Raw genomic sequence first — 15,381 nt, 5'->3', positions numbered from 1 at the left:
CGGGCGAAGAGCCAAAGATTTTGAAATTGCCATAATCAAAAAAGAACAAATAAGGTGACGGATTGATATTTCGCAATGCTCTGTAAACATTGAATTCATCGCCTTTAAACGCTTGTGAAAACCGTCTTGATAACACCAATTGAAACACATCGCCACGGTGACAGTGTTTTTTGGCCAACCCCACATTACTTTTAAATTCATCATCGGTTAAATTGGAAACTGAATTGCCTTCTTTGGTAAAGCTGTAGCTGGCAAAGGTTTTGGTTTGCAATAATTGCTCAATTTCCTTGATATTATTGGTCTCATCAATGCTGTGGCAAAAGATATACGCTTCGTTTTTGAAGTGATTGATGGCGATGATGTTTTGGTAAACAGCATAAAATAATTCGGGAATCGCTAAATCATTTTCCTTTTTGCTGATGTCAATTTTTTCAAAATACTGCACCGCATCATAACTCATGTAGCCGAAAAGTCCGTTGTTGATGAACTTAAAATCGGTTTTCTCGGGTTGGAATTGAGAAGCAAACGCTTCTATCTCTTTTGGAATATTGACAGTTGTGGAAATGGTTATTGCTTCTGAAGTTCCGTCAGGAAAAGTTTTGACAAGGCTGTTGTTTTCCATTTTGATGGAAGCGATAGGATGGCAGCAGATATACGAAAAACTGTTGTCAGCCGTGTGATAGTCGCTGCTTTCGAGCAAAATGCTATTCGGAAATTTATCTCTGATTTTCAGGTAAATACTAACCGGCGTGATGGTATCGGCCAGGATTTGTTTGAAGTTCGTATGGAGTTGATAGGTTTTCATAATTTGATTTTTAGCATAAAAAAAGGGCTTGTCGTGATTGACAAGCCCTTTTTGATATTTCGATTTTAAAATATACTTATAGCAGACCGCTTCACGACGTTTGACGTAAACTGTTCCACCACCAAGTATTGTTTAAAATGTTGTTCATTTTTCTTTTTGTATGAAACAAATGTAGCTAAGTGTTTTTTAATTTCAAACAAAAAATAAAAAAAACCTCGAAAATTTCTTTCCGAGGCTTCTCTTTTCATAGCAATTATTCCCAGTGATTAGAACTGTAGGTTAACAGTTAAATCGAAATCGTCGTTGATGGTTTTGTCTCCAAGATTGTCAAAGAAACTACCTGAACCGTATTTAATTCCGTATTTGGTTCTGTTGATTTTTAATGTTGTGGTAGCTGTGTTAGCTTTTGTAGTCAAATCAAAAGTAATAGGATTGGTAATTCCTTTGATGGTTAAATCAGCCGTTACCGTGTATACTCCGTTGGCTTTAGCAGCAATTTTTGTGAATTTCAAAGTCGAAGTTGGATTTTTTTCTGTTCCGAAGAAATCTTCTGATTTTAAGTGACCGTTTAATTTGTCTTTCCATTCTCCTGATAAGTCAGTCGAAGTTAACGAAGTCATATCTACAGTGAAATTACCACCGGCAACTTTTCCTTTTTTGAATATCAAAACACCTTCTTTTAAGTTAACAGTTCCTGTGTGTTCTCCTGTTACTTTTTTTCCTACCCATGTCAAGGTACTTTTATCGGCGTTAACTTTTTTACTTTGTGCTGTAGCAACGGTTGTTCCGAAAGCTACTACTAATGCGATGGCAATTGTTTTTAAATTTTTCATTTTTTAACTTGTTTTTAATTATTGATTATAAATTGATAAATAATTCTTCGTTTGATTTACGCACTTTGGCGTAGTGTTGAGTATCATCTTCTGAATGACGATATCCGATGGTGGCTACCAGGGAAGCATTTAATCCTAAAGCTTCCAATCCCAGAATTTCATTGAATTTTGCCGGTTCAAAACCTTCCATTGGAGTAACATCAATATTCAATTCCGCAGCAGCATTCAATAAGTTGCTTAAAGCAATATAGGTTTGTTTGGAGGTCCAGGTGTTTCTGTTTTCTAATGGTAACGTAGTGATTTTTGATTTCATGAAGTCGCTATAACCTTGCAAAGCATCTGTTGGTAAACCTCTGGTGGTGGCAACATTGTTGATGTAGGAATCAATTTGAGCATCGCCAAAATCAGTAATGTTGGCAAAAACCAATAGGTGAGAGGCATCTACAATTTGTCCTTGTCCCCAGGCAGCCGGTTGTAATTGAGCCCGTAGCTCCGGGTTTTCTACAAAAATTACTTTGTACGGCTGTAATCCGTAGGAAGAAGCGCTTAATCGGATGGCTTCTTTCAAAGTGTCTAAATCTTCGTTTGATACTTTTTTGGCAGCATCAAATTTTTTGGTGGCGTAACGCCAGTTGGCATTTTTTATAAAATTACTCATAGTTAGTTATTAATTAATAGTTCTGTATTTTTCTAATAAAGTGTTTAATTGTTGTACTTCTTCTTTGTTCAAATTGGCCGCAAAAATCTGCTCGTGCTCGTTCACTTTCGGATCCAACTCGGCTAAAACATCCAATCCTTTTTGGGTAATCAGGACTTCAATTTTTCTGCGATTGTCGGGGCAAACTTCCCGGGTGACAAAATCCTTGAGCAGTAATTTGTCTATCAATCGGGTAGTGTTACTGTTTTTGGCCAGCATGCGTTCCTGAATGACGCACATATTGGCCGGGCAGCCTTTCTGACCGCGAAGGATTCTCAAAACATTGTATTGCTCACCGGATAAATCATAAGGTTTCATGAGTTCACTAAACTTATCATTAATCACATTCTGAGTATACATGATATTCAGGATAACTTTCTTCGCATCATCCATGGCTACTGTCGATTTTATGATGTCTTCGATTTTCATAATTACTAGTACAATATTTGTAGGTACAAATGTAAAACATTTTATAGTTGTATATACAAATGTTATGTTATTTTTTTGTTAATTTTTTTGAGACAGAATAAATCATAGGGCAGTAGCTTATTTTCGCTTTTCTATTTATTCGAAATGGAATACATTTGTTTTTCAAAAAATTGTACTATGAATTTATCACAACAAGATTGGGCAGACCAATTAAAAGCAGATGCCAACGCTGTTATATTAGATGTTAGAACCGAAGACGAATGCCATGAAGGGATCATTCCCAATGCGATTAATATTGACATCTATAAAGGACAAGGGTTCATCTATCAAGTTGAGGAATTAGACAAATCCAAAAACTATTATGTTTACTGCAAAGCCGGTGGCAGAAGCGCTCAGGCCTGCGCCGTTATGAACCAAATGGGTTTTGAAACTACTTATAATCTGGAAGGTGGTTTTATGCAATGGAAAGGCGAAGTAGATTTTCCAAAGGAATAAATCTTTTATGAAGTAATGCTTCGTAACTTTGTTTTTCAATCAGTTGAATCTCCAAAATGAATATTCCAAACAGTACTCTGAAAAGAGTGGTCATCATCGGTGGCGGATTTGCCGGAATCGCTTTAGCCAAAAAACTCAGAAACAAAAACCTTCAGGTGGTGCTGATAGACAAGCACAATTACCACACGTTTCAACCGTTGCTGTACCAAGTGGCAACCGGTGGTTTGGAAGCTGGTTCTATTGCTTATCCCATTCGAAAAGTGATTCAGGAGTATCAGGATTTCTACTTTCGATTAACTTCGGTCAAAGAAATAGATACTAAAAATCAGAAAATAATTTCTGAAATTGGCGATTTGCACTATGATTATCTGGTGATTGCCACGGGTTCTAAAACCAATTATTTTGGCAACAAGGAAATCGAACGCAACTCGATGTCGATGAAAACCATACCGCAATCCCTGAACATTCGCAGTTTGATTCTGGAGAATTTCGAGCAGGCGGTTTTGACCAAAGACGTGAACGAGAGTAATCCCTTGACCAATTTTGTTTTGGTAGGCGCCGGACCAACAGGAGTAGAGCTCGCTGGAGCTTTGGCCGAAATGAAAAAAGCTATCCTGCAAAAAGACTATCCTGACTTAGACATTTCCAAAATGCAAATCAACCTGGTGCAAAGCAATGACCGGGTGTTGAATACCATGAGTGAAAAATCGTCACAGGCGGCCGAAAAGTTTTTGGAAGAGTTGGGCGTAAAGATTTGGAAAAACGTTCGCGTGACCAATTATGACGGAAGAACCATCACCACCAATTCTGATTTGACTTTTGAAACCGCTACGGTTATCTGGACAGCCGGAGTGCAAGGCGCCGTTGTTTTTGGCTTGGATGCCAATTCATTAGTAGAACGAGTGGCTCGCATTCGGGTCAATGAATTCAATCAAGTAAAAGGGTATGATACTATTTTTGCCATCGGCGATATTGCTTCAATGGAAACTGCGGATTATCCGCAAGGACATCCGATGATGGCGCAACCGGCTATGCAGCAGGGAAAATTGTTGGGCGACAATTTGGCAAAATTAAACAGTGGCCGAATCATGACGCCTTTTGTGTACAACGACAAAGGTTCCATGGCTACTATCGGAAGAAACCTGGCGGTAGTTGATTTGCCACATTATCATTTCAGTGGCGTATTTGCCTGGTTTGTTTGGATGTTTGTGCATTTGTTTTCCCTAATCGGATTCAAAAATAAAGCCGTAGTTTTCCTGAATTGGGTGTACAATTACATCCGATTTGATAGGGAAGGCCGCTTGATTATTCGCCCGTATAAAAAGAAAAGTTTCATTACTTTTACTAGCGATGAAGTTTAATGGTTATGAAAAAAACACTTTTATTCTTATTGCTAGTCTTTTTGGTTTCTTGTAAATCGACTTACCTCGATTCGAAAAAATCACCAACTTTACTTGATATCACTAAAGAAACCGATGACAACGCTTTTGTCAATCTGAAAAATTACAGCAACGATTTTGTGTTTGACATGAAGTATGCCACCGCTGATAATTTCCTGAAAGAAAAAGTATATCCATGCGAAGAATGTTTCCTCAGAGTCAAAACCATCAAGTCATTGCTCGAAGCCAATAAAGCATTTTTGAAGAAAGGCTACCGCATCAAATTATACGATTGCTATCGCCCATTGTCTATTCAGAAAAAAATGTGGAAAATTGTTCCGAATGCCAATTTTGTTGCCAATCCCAAGAAAGGTTCCATTCACAACAAAGGTGGAGCCGTTGATATTTCCTTAGTCGATTCGCTTGGCGTGGAAGTGGATATGGGTACCAAATTTGATTTTTTTGGCGAAGAAGCCAGTCATTTATACCAAAATTTGCCGTCTACTGTTTTAGAAAATCGAAAGTTTTTAAAAGACATCATGCTGCAATACAACTTCAAATCCTTTGATTCGGAGTGGTGGCATTACAATCTGAACAATAGTGCGGCGGATAAAGTGTCTAATTTAAAATGGCGTTGCGACGATTAGTTTTCAACACACTTTATATAATTGATAAAGAAGCTTTCGGGCTCGTATTTGACTTTATCCAATTCGGAAACAAATTCGGTGCGGAAAGGAAAATCAACCGTTTCGCCTGAAAATTTCACTCGCATATAAGTTACGGGTGATGTTTTTAACTCTTCGTAGTTGTCTTTGGCAAACAAAAAGGTGCCACCCATTATTCGGTTATTGACATTCTTATCATCGCGTAGCAATGTCCCACAAGTGTCGTTTCCTGAATAAATCAAAGTGACTATTTTACCGTTGTTCAATTGCAGATAAATTCGGGTGTTGGCATCAAAACAATTGGCTTTGATAAACTCGTTACTCTTTTGTATGTATTGAATTTCCACAGCTAAAAGACCATTGGTGTTTGACAATGCAAAAAAAATGTTGGTAGTATTTCCGGCAAAACTTCTTTCAAAAATCATCTGTTGTTTAGTCGATTTGTAGGTACCCAAGCTATCGGTCACATTGGAGTCGATTTCGCAGGGTTTTTGGGCAAAAGCTGTAATGTTTAGAAGTAGAAATAAAGCTAAAAACAGGTTTTTCATGGGTTTATTGAATTTTGCTGCAAAGTAAAACTATTTTGGAGTTATTCGCATCAGTTGTGAAAAAACAATATAGCGAGCCCCCTTCTTTAATTTTCCACTTTTTGCGAATGGTTTCCACCGAATCGGGAAAATTTCGAGTGGTGATATTGGCTTTCTTGTTTTCCAGAAATTGTTTCATTTCGGTTTTGGTATATCCAATGCTATTTTCAATTTTAAAAACCCTTCCCGGAAAATCAATCAAGTTATCCGAAGTATATAAATGGGAATGTTGGTGTAATTTCTCGAGATCAAATCGAGCCGGAATCACATCAAAACCACCCGATTTCATGATGGCCGCATTGGGCTCGTAAACATATTTTTTGGGGAAACCATAAGAAACACTATTTTCCATTGAATTCATTTCAAAAGAAAAGGTTTCTGTTTTGTCTTTTACCAAATTGGCAGTACAAATTTGGATAGGTACTGTAGCATTCTTTTCCAAAATCCAGAGCAACTCTTTGACTTCATTTTCAACCGCTACAATATGAATGGCCGTTACATTGCTGAGTTCTGATAATCCAGCGGTAATATCAAGAATGGGTGCCGTTTTTATCATGATATTTGGAGCAAATTCAAAATAAAAATTCAGCAACTCAGGAACATTTGGCAAACAATCCTGTAGCATGAAAACTTTGCCTTTCGCATCGTTTCGTCTGGAAGGATCTATGTAAATCCAATCAAATTTTTTGTTTGATTTTTTAAGAATTTTCAAGCTGTCATCAGCTATACATTCAATATTTGTAGCACCTAATGATTCAAAATTATGGCGAACAATTTCCGAAAGTTCGTCGTTGATTTCGCAATGAATAACGTCCTTTATTTTTTTGGCAAAATAATAATCATCCACCCCAAAACCACCAGTTAAGTCAATCAGTTTTTCGCCCGAAACCAATTCAGATTTGTATTTTGCTGTTTTCTCAGACGAGGTTTGTTCCATCGAAATTTTACCCGGATAGAGTATATTCTTAGTATGAAACCAAGTAGGTAGTTTGGTTTTTGCTTTTTGTCTGGCTGCAATTTGATTTAATATGGCAATCCAGTCAATAGTAGGGAATTTGTTTTTCTGCAAAGCCAAAACCGCAACATCAGTGTCGGTATTTTGGGAAATGAAATCCTGAATTTCTCTCGTTAACAGGGATTCTTTTTGCATGGAAAAAGGCGCTTTTTTGGTAGCAACAAGTATAAAAAAAACTCGCCACAAGTAGCGAGTTTTTAACAAAAAATATAAAATTATTATTATGGCTGTGCGAAAGAAAATCTAGGTCCACCGGAAACAAAGATGGCATCGATTCTGGCTTTTTGACCCAATGAGAACATGTACATTCCTCTGTCATCGGTATAATCCATATAATTCATGGTCATTTCAACCGGAGTTCCTGAACATGTGCTGTAATGCGGATAGGCTGGTACACCAAAGTTTGCTGAATCGTGATTTGGTGTATCGGCTACTAAATCATTGCCACAATTGGCATCCCCCCAAATATGACGTAAGTTCAACCAGTGTCCAACTTCGTGCGTCGCTGTTCTTCCTAAATTATAAGGATAACTGGAGCTTGAATTGCTGTACACTCCAAAATATAATGGGTCAATTACGACACCATCCGTTGCTGATGAACCACCGGGAAACTGAGCGTAACCTAAGATTCCACCGCCAATAGTACCTACCCAAAGGTTTAACTTAGTTGTTGGGCTAGTTGGATTAAGTCCACCGGATTTTGTTTTTTTGATGGCATCTCTGGTTCCCCAAGATGACTTGGTTGTTGCTTTTCTGATTACTTGGTCTAATACAAAAGAAATTCCAACATTGGCTTTTACTCCAGAAAATAGCGCAGGAACTTGATTGAAATCCGTATTTTGAGCATTGAAATCTTTATTCAAAACATCAATCTGTGATTGAATTTGTGCTGCTGAAATATTCTCAGCGGCTGTTCTGTAAAGTACATTTACCACTACAGGGATAACGATTTGACCGTTAACCAATTTGCTTTGATGCAACACCGCATTTTCAGTAAAGGCTTCAATTTGACTCATTTTGGCAGCCAATCCAGGATTTTCCTGAAGTTGTCTTTCTAAAACTTCCTGTGAAGCGCAAATCCTTCTGGAAGCTTTGGGTTGAGCATCATTGGTGCTGTCTTCTTTCTGACAAGAAAACAAAAGCAGCATAGTTGCTAATGATAAACAGATTTTTTTCATTTTACTTTAAATTTTTAGTTAATAGGTTAGCACAATTTTAAGAAATAATGAAGTAACTTGAAAAAAAAGCAATGTTACTTTTCAACAAATCGATGAACAACATGAAATTTTAAGGTTTTACGGAAAAATTGAGTTTTTTTCGCGAAAGATAAAAGCTACTAAAGTGTTAGTTTTTAAAAATATAGCTCAAAATATTAGCTCCCATTTTTAATGCTTTTTCCCGAACGTCTTGTGGATCATTGTGCACTTCGGGATCTTCCCAGCCGTCACCTAAATCACATTCGTAAGTGTAAAGCAACACCAAACGGTTGTCAATAAAAATACCAAAGGCTTGTGGTCGTTTGCCGTCGTGTTCGTGGATTTTTGGTAATCCGTTGGCAAATAAATTGGGTTTTTGAAAAATAGGATGGTTGGCTGGAATTTCAACCAAGTCATTGTTGGGAAAAATTCGTTTGATTTCCCGGCGAATGTATTGGTCCATGCCATAATTATCATCGGCATGAAGAAAACCGCCTGACAATAAATAGTTTCTCAAATTGATTATTTCGGCATCGCTGAAAACCACATTGCCGTGGCCGGTCATGTGTACAAACGGATACGCAAAAATATCAGGACTTCCAGGTTCTACGGTTGCCGGTTTGGTTTTGATATTGGTGTTGATAGTTTGATTAGCATATTTAATCAAGTTCGGTAATGAAGTAGGGTTGGCATACCAATCGCCGCCGCCATTGTATTTTAATAAGGCAATTTCCTGGGAAAAACCAACGGATGATATCAATAAAAACAGAAAAAAAAGTCTTTTCATAAAGGCTGAAATGTTATGCTTCATTTTTAAAAACTACGGAATGACAAGCCACAATGGCAGCCGTTTCAGTTCGCAAACGCGTAGTTCCCAAAGATACAGGAATAAAGTGATTCTCGAGAGCGATTTGAATTTCATTAACAGAAAAATCACCTTCAGGACCTATCAGCATGGTCACATCTTCATTTGTTTTCAGTTCGTTTTTCAAGGATTTTTTATCTGTTTCTTCACAATGCGCGATGAAAAGTTGCCCTGATTTTTGGGTTTTCACAAACTCTTTGAAAGCAATCGGTTCATTCAGTTTAGGCAAATAATAATGCAACGATTGTTTCATGGCACTTTCGAGAATCTTCTGAAATCGATCGGTTTTTATCACTTTTCGTTCGGAATGTTCGCAGATGATTGGAGTGATTTCCTGTATGCCGATTTCGGTAGCTTTTTCCAAAAACCATTCGTAGCGTTCGTTCATTTTGGTTGGAGCCACGGCCAAATGCAATCGAAATTTTGGTGTTTCCTGTTTCTCAAACGAATTGATTTTTACCGTGCATTTGTTATCGGAAGCAATCGTAATTTCGGTTTTGAATAAAAAGCCTGCCCCGTTGGTTACATGCAAAACATCACCTTCTTTTTTGCGCAATACCTTGATGATGTGCTTGCTTTCTTCTTTGTCAAAAACAAAAGAAGTAGCCGATTCCGTGATATTGGGATTGTAGAATAACTGCATCTTTAAAATTCAATTCGGGCTTTAGAAACTACTTTGGAGTCTGAGAATTTATCATGTAAAAACTTCTGATAGCCCACAATTCCTATCATCGCAGCATTATCGGTAGTGTATTCAAATTTTGGGATAAAGGTTTTCCAACCGTATTTGTTTTCAGCTTCTTTTAGTGTTTGTCTAATGCCGGAATTAGCGGAAACTCCACCACCAATAGCGATTTGTTTGATGCCGGTTTCGGCTACAGCCAATTTTAGTTTATCCATCAAAATTTCGATAATGGTATGTTGCACCGAAGCGCAAATATCGGCTTTGTTTTCTTCAATGAAATTTGGATTTTCCAACACATTTTTCTGAACAAAATACAGTATCTGGGTTTTCAAACCAGAGAAACTGAAATCCAATCCGTCTACTTTTGGTTTGGTAAACTGGTATTTTTTCGGGTTGCCTTCTTTGGCAAATTGGTCAATCAACGGACCGCCGGGATAGGGAAGGCCTAGTATTTTGGCGGTTTTGTCAAAAGCTTCCCCCACCGCATCATCAGTGGTTTCGCCAATGATTTCCATGTTGAAGAAGTGGTTTACTTTTACAATTTGAGTATGTCCGCCCGAAATGGTTAAGGCCAAAAACGGAAACGTTGGTTTATCAAAACCTTCTTCTTCGATAAAATGGGCCAAAATATGAGCGTGCATATGATTCACCGCAATTAATGGAATATTCAACGCCATGGCCAAAGATTTGGCAAAGGAAGAACCAACCAAAAGCGAACCCATCAGCCCCGGACCTTGTGTAAAGGCAATGGCTGAAAGTTGTTCTTTGGTAACATTGGCTTTTTTCAAAGCCACATCAATCACGGGAACGATGTTTTGTTGGTGTGCCCGCGAAGCCAGTTCAGGAACCACGCCGCCGTATTCTTCATGAATGCTTTGTCGCGCCACCACATTGGAAAGCACCTTGTCACCCTGCAAAACTGCAGCAGCAGTATCGTCGCAAGAACTTTCAATAGCCAGAATAAAAACTTCTTCGGGATGCATAAAAGGCACGAATTTTGAGTTATATTTGACATTCCAACAGGAAAATCAAATGTAAAGATTTTTGCAAAGGTAATTTTCTTTCCCAAGTCATTATAATAATTGGAAAAAAATAAGACAAATACTGGTTTTGTAAAGTTCAGGAAGATATTGATTCGCACCATAGTGGCGCTCCTTTTTCTTTTCCTGATTATGAGTATTGCTCTTTCATTGCCGGTGGTGCAAACCAAAATTGCCCATTATGCCACCGATAGGCTCAACAAAGATTACGGCACCAATATCAATATTGACGAAGTGGCGATAACGCTTTTTGGCGGTGTTAAACTAAAGCGGGTTTTAATTCTTGACCACCATAACGATACATTGATTTATTCGCAAAGAATCAAAACCAGCATCCTGGACATGAAGAAATTAATCAACGGGAAATTGCTTTTTGGTGATTTGCGTTTTGATCACTTTTATCTTCAGATTAAAACTTACAAAAAAGAAAAAGAAACCAATCTGGACTTATTCATAGCAGCTTTTGACGATGGGAAAAAGGCCAGCGGAAAGTTTTTGATGACTTCCAAAAATATCTATCTCAAAGACAGCCGGTTTACGATGATTGATGAAAATCGCGCCAAACCCAAGGATGTCGATTTTACCAAGCTCAATGCGCATCTGAAAGATTTCATGATTAAAGGCCCGAATGTTACTTCCAACATCGCCTCGATGACTTTCCACGACCATCGTGGCGTTACCGTTGATAATTTGCTAGCGGATTTCACCTATACCAAGAAAAATATCAAGTTAGAAAACCTGGCGGTAAGAACGCCCGAGTCTTATTTGAAGGGAAAAGTTATTCTGAAATACAACAAAGACGATCACGACTTCAGCGATTTTAATAATAAAGTTAAATTTGATGTGGCCATTGACAGTGCTACGCTGTCTACCAATGATATTCGCCATTTTTACAAAGAATTGGATAAAAATCAAAAGTTCTATTTGAATTCCAAAATCAAAGGAACGATGAATAATTTTTATGCCACGCATCTGTTTTTGCGCGATCAGAAAAACTCGATTATCAAAGGAGATGTCAATTTCAGGAACCTGTTTCCACGAGCTCCGGGTTCTTTTTATATGAAAGGCGATTTCAATAAAATTTCCTCTAATTATACCGATTTAACCAAGCTGTTACCCAATGTTCTCGGCAAAAAACTACCAACTTCTTTAGCGAAACTAGGACAATTTAATTACAGCGGAACGGCCGAAGTTACTCAGAAATACATCAATACTAATTTTGTAATGAACACGGCATTGGGTATCGTAGAATCGGATTTGCACATGTCGGATTTGGATAATATTGATAACGCCCAATACAAAGGAAATGTCATTCTCGACAATTTTGATGTGGGTGCTATGATGAACGACAACACCATCGGGGAAGTGAGCTTGAATTTGGATGTAGAAGGCAAAGGTTTTACCCGAAAATATTTGAATACCACCTTTGTCGGCGATGTTTCTGAAGTGAAATACAACGGCTATAATTACACCAAAATTATTGTAGACGGTAGCTTTAAAGAGCCTATGTTCAAAGGAAAATTCTATATCAACGACCCTAATTTATTCATGGATTTCAACGGGACGGTAGATTTATCCAAAAAGGAAAACATCTATGATTTCCATTCTAAAGTAGATTATGCCAATTTGGTAAAACTGAACTTTATGAAAGATTCCATTTCGGTTTTCAAAGGGGACATTGTGGTCAAAGCCAGCGGCAATTCTTTTGATAATCTGAAAGGTGATTTTGTATTAACCAATGCTTCTTATCAAAACAAAAAGGATCAATATTTCCTGGATTTACTGACGGTTAATTCCAGTTTTGATGCTGCCGGCGAACGAGCCATCACCATTAATTCGCCTGATGCAATTGAAGGTTCGGTAATTGGAAAATACAAATTCAGCCAATTGCAAAAAATGGTGGAGAATTCCTTGGGCAGTTTCTATTCCAATTACAAACAAAATAAAGTGTTGCCAAATCAATACCTGAAGTTCAATTTTGCGCTCCACAGCAAAATCATAGAGATATTCAATCCCGATATTTCACTGGCACCGAATACCACTTTGAAAGGAAATATAAGCTCGGATACGAAGAATTTCATATTGGATTTTAATTCACCAAAAGTGACGGCTTACGACAATACGTTTGATAAAATTTTAATTCAGGTAGACAATAAGAATCCGTTGTATAATGCCTATGTGCAGATGGATTCGATAAAAACCAAGCATTACAAAATCAGGGATTTCAGTATGATTAATACGTTTTCGAATGATACGCTGCATTTCAGAACGGAATTTAAAGGCGGGAAATTGGGCAACGATTTTTACAATCTGAATTTGTACCACACCATCAACAAAGACAATCAAAACGTGATTGGATTCAATAAATCGGAACTCCAATTCAAGGATTATTTGTGGTTTTTAAATGAAAAAGAAACCGCGGATGACAATAAAATCGTTTTTGATAAAAAGCTGAGCAATTTTTCGTTTGATAATTTTATAATCTCGCATGGCAATCAAAACATCAATTTTGGCGGAACCTGGAATGGCAAAAAAGACAAAGATTTGGAACTCACATTTGACAATGTCAATCTGAATAAAGTCACGCCCGATGTCGAGAAATTCCGCTTTGACGGAAACCTGAACGGAAAGATTAATTTCAAGCAAAGCAATAATATATTCCAGCCCACCTCCACGCTTAGGATCGATAGTTTGCAGGTCAATAATATCGCGCTGGGTCGAATGAATTTAGACATTAAAGGCGATGAAACGCTGAGTAAATTTCACTTAAATTCTACCTTAGACAATCAAAATGTGGAAGCCTTTAGTGCCAACGGAGATATAACCGTGGCAGGCAATCAGACGCTTTTGGATATCGATTTGAATTTTGACAAATTCAATTTAGGTATTTTAGGAAAAATAGGAGGCGAGGTGATTACCAACATTCGCGGATTTGCTTCAGGATCCGCCAGAATTGATGGTGATTTCAATAATTTAGATTACAACGGAAGGTTGTTTGTGACAGATGCCGGCCTTACGATTCCGTACCTCAATACAGATTATGTCTTTGATAATAATTCAATTGTTGATGTTACCGAAAACAAGTTTATCATCAGGGAAACCAATATTACCGATACCAAATTTGACACCAAAGGAACCTTAAGTGGTTTCATTAAGCACAAACAGTTTGGTGATTGGCAATTGGATTTAGCCGTTAATTCCAAAAGACTTTTGGCGCTGAACACCTTGGATCACGAAGATGCCGCGTATTATGGTAATGCTTTTATGGACGGTTCTGCAACCATAAAAGGGCCAACCAATGCCTTGATGATTCGGGTAGATGCCGAGTCTGCGAAAGGAACCGATATCAAAATTCCGATTAACGATGCCGAAGCTGTTCAGGAGAACAGTTATATTCATTTTTTAAGCACTCAGGAAAAAAAGAAGAAGAACAACGTAATTGCTCAAACCAAGAATTACAATGGTCTTCAGATGAATTTTGAATTCGATATCAATCAAAATGCCAGCATTGAAGTTATATTGAATCGGGAATCGGGACACGGTATGAAAGGAAAAGGACGAGGAACGCTGAATATGAGTATCAATACGCTTGGCAAGTTTGAAATGTATGGTGATTTTCAGGTGTATGAAGGGACATATAATTTCAAATACGGAGGTTTGATTGATAAAAAATTTGAAGTTAAAAAATACGGTTCCATAGTATGGGACGGGAATCCGATGGCGGCTACATTGAACTTGGAAGCCGTTTACAAAACCACTGCCAATCCTGCGGTACTGATTGACAATCCTTCGTTTAATAAAAAGGTTGATGTAGAAGTAAGCATAGCCGTAAAAGGAAATTTGGCCAATCCGGAACCTGATTTTAATATTAATTTTCCAACGGTCGGCAGCACACTAAAATCTGAAATTCAATACAAACTGGACGATAAAGATACCCGTCAAAAACAGGCCTTGTATTTATTGGCTTTTGGTGGATTTTTGAGTCAGGATGGTTTGAATCAATCGCAAACATCTAACATAGCATTTGAAAAAGTGAGTAGTGTTTTCAATGATATTTTTTCAGATGAAAACGGCAAACTTAATTTAGGGATTGATTATGTCACAGCCGATAAAACGCCTGGTTTAGAAACTGATGGACGCTTTGGTGTTTCCGTTTCTTCTAAAATCAATGACCGAATTACCGTAAACGGAAAAGTTGGGGTGCCGGTTGGTGGTATCAATGAAACTACTGTAGTTGGTGATGTGGAAGTGCAATACCGCGTTAATACCGACGGAACTTTGAATCTTAGAGTGTTTAACAAAGAAAACGACATTACTTACATTGGTCAGGGAATTGGCTATACACAAGGCTTGGGAATTTCGTATGAAGTTGATTTTGACACCTTCAAAGAATTGGTAAATCGAATGTTCAAAAACGCCAAGCTGAATAAACTAGTCCCAAAAAACGACGAAATCCACGATTCGAGCCTGCTTCCCGATAATATGCATTTTTCGGACAAAAAGAAAGACGATAAGAATAAGAAAACCCCGGATACTCCTCCGAACAAAGAAGCTATTCCTTCTGAGGATTAAATCTCGAAGTCCTTTCCTGTCTTTCACAAACTAAAAACTTATCAACGAAAACGATTGAATTTCCCTTATTTTATTAATATAGTAATACTATGGGCAAAAAACTGCGTCTTGTTTGTTA

At 37.7% G+C, this 15,381-nt stretch carries 14 protein-coding genes; 4 read left to right on the top strand and 10 right to left on the bottom strand.

All coding sequences use genetic code 11. From position 1 onward, the window contains the following. The 4 genes from V7D82_RS05865 to V7D82_RS05850 all read right to left on the bottom strand — a co-directional run. Positions 1-805, bottom strand: an 805-nt coding sequence (locus V7D82_RS05865) for a chorismate-binding protein (protein WP_333600042.1), incomplete at its 3' end; no start/stop codon positions are given. Positions 806-1,071: 266 nt separating this feature from the next. Continuing rightward, positions 1,072-1,638: a YceI family protein gene (locus V7D82_RS05860; RefSeq protein WP_333600041.1), complete on the bottom strand. Its 567-nt coding sequence runs from the start codon at positions 1,636-1,638 to the stop codon at positions 1,072-1,074. A gap of 25 nt (positions 1,639-1,663) precedes the next feature. Then, positions 1,664-2,296 carry an NAD(P)H-dependent oxidoreductase gene (locus tag V7D82_RS05855; RefSeq protein WP_333600040.1) on the bottom strand — a complete coding sequence of 211 codons (633 nt, stop codon included), beginning with the start codon at positions 2,294-2,296 and terminating at the stop codon, positions 1,664-1,666. Positions 2,297-2,305: 9 nt separating this feature from the next. Beyond that, entirely contained in the window at positions 2,306-2,764 is a 459-nt protein-coding gene (locus tag V7D82_RS05850; RefSeq protein WP_333600039.1) for a MarR family winged helix-turn-helix transcriptional regulator, read from the bottom strand. Between the two features lie 177 nt (positions 2,765-2,941). On the opposite strand from V7D82_RS05850, the gene V7D82_RS05845 reads away from it, so the two are divergent. The 3 genes from V7D82_RS05845 to V7D82_RS05835 are packed head-to-tail and all read left to right on the top strand — an operon-like array spanning position 2,942 to position 5,285. Then, the gene (locus V7D82_RS05845) at positions 2,942-3,259 is read left to right on the top strand and encodes a rhodanese-like domain-containing protein (RefSeq protein ID WP_333600038.1); all 318 of its coding nucleotides are present in this window, start codon (positions 2,942-2,944) and stop codon (positions 3,257-3,259) included. A gap of 56 nt (positions 3,260-3,315) precedes the next feature. Further along, positions 3,316-4,620: an NAD(P)/FAD-dependent oxidoreductase gene (locus V7D82_RS05840; protein WP_333600037.1), complete on the top strand. Its 1,305-nt coding sequence runs from the start codon at positions 3,316-3,318 to the stop codon at positions 4,618-4,620. 5 nt (positions 4,621-4,625) lie between these two features. Further along, positions 4,626-5,285 (top strand): M15 family metallopeptidase, encoded by a 660-nt coding sequence (locus V7D82_RS05835; protein ID WP_333600036.1) that lies wholly within the window; start codon positions 4,626-4,628, stop codon positions 5,283-5,285. On the opposite strand, the gene V7D82_RS05830 is transcribed toward V7D82_RS05835, so the two are convergent. From V7D82_RS05830 to tsaD, 6 genes are all read right to left on the bottom strand, one after another. Beyond that, on the bottom strand, positions 5,282-5,851 hold the full coding sequence (locus V7D82_RS05830; protein WP_333600035.1) for a hypothetical protein: 570 nt from the start codon (positions 5,849-5,851) through the stop codon (positions 5,282-5,284). The two genes, V7D82_RS05835 and V7D82_RS05830, sit on opposite strands and share 4 nt — an antisense overlap. Before the next feature lie 4 nt (positions 5,852-5,855). Then, a complete protein-coding gene (locus V7D82_RS05825; protein ID WP_333600034.1) occupies positions 5,856-7,040 on the bottom strand; it encodes a THUMP-like domain-containing protein in 1,185 nt (394 codons plus the stop codon). Positions 7,041-7,126: 86 nt separating this feature from the next. After that, positions 7,127-8,083, bottom strand: coding sequence for a zinc metalloprotease (locus V7D82_RS05820; protein ID WP_333600033.1), 957 nt, complete (start codon positions 8,081-8,083; stop codon positions 7,127-7,129). Between the two features lie 166 nt (positions 8,084-8,249). After that, complete coding sequence (locus tag V7D82_RS05815; protein ID WP_333600032.1) at positions 8,250-8,888, bottom strand: DUF4159 domain-containing protein; 639 nt, start codon at positions 8,886-8,888, stop codon at positions 8,250-8,252. Positions 8,889-8,901: 13 nt separating this feature from the next. Beyond that, positions 8,902-9,609, bottom strand: coding sequence for a 16S rRNA (uracil(1498)-N(3))-methyltransferase (locus tag V7D82_RS05810; RefSeq protein ID WP_333600031.1), 708 nt, complete (start codon positions 9,607-9,609; stop codon positions 8,902-8,904). Positions 9,610-9,611: 2 nt separating this feature from the next. Continuing rightward, on the bottom strand, positions 9,612-10,634 hold the full coding sequence (gene tsaD, locus V7D82_RS05805; protein ID WP_333600030.1) for a tRNA (adenosine(37)-N6)-threonylcarbamoyltransferase complex transferase subunit TsaD: 1,023 nt from the start codon (positions 10,632-10,634) through the stop codon (positions 9,612-9,614). A 99-nt stretch (positions 10,635-10,733) separates the two neighbouring features. On the opposite strand from tsaD, the gene V7D82_RS05800 reads away from it, so the two are divergent. Next, a complete protein-coding gene (locus tag V7D82_RS05800) occupies positions 10,734-15,263 on the top strand; it encodes a translocation/assembly module TamB domain-containing protein (RefSeq protein ID WP_333600029.1) in 4,530 nt (1,509 codons plus the stop codon). Positions 15,264-15,381 lie beyond the last annotated feature (118 nt).

This window comes from Flavobacterium sp. (assembly GCF_036741995.1).
Classification (GTDB): Bacteria; Bacteroidota; Bacteroidia; order Flavobacteriales; family Flavobacteriaceae; genus Flavobacterium.
The sequence above is the reverse complement of the archived record's forward strand: the minus strand, read 5'-3'. Positions and strand labels throughout refer to the sequence as shown.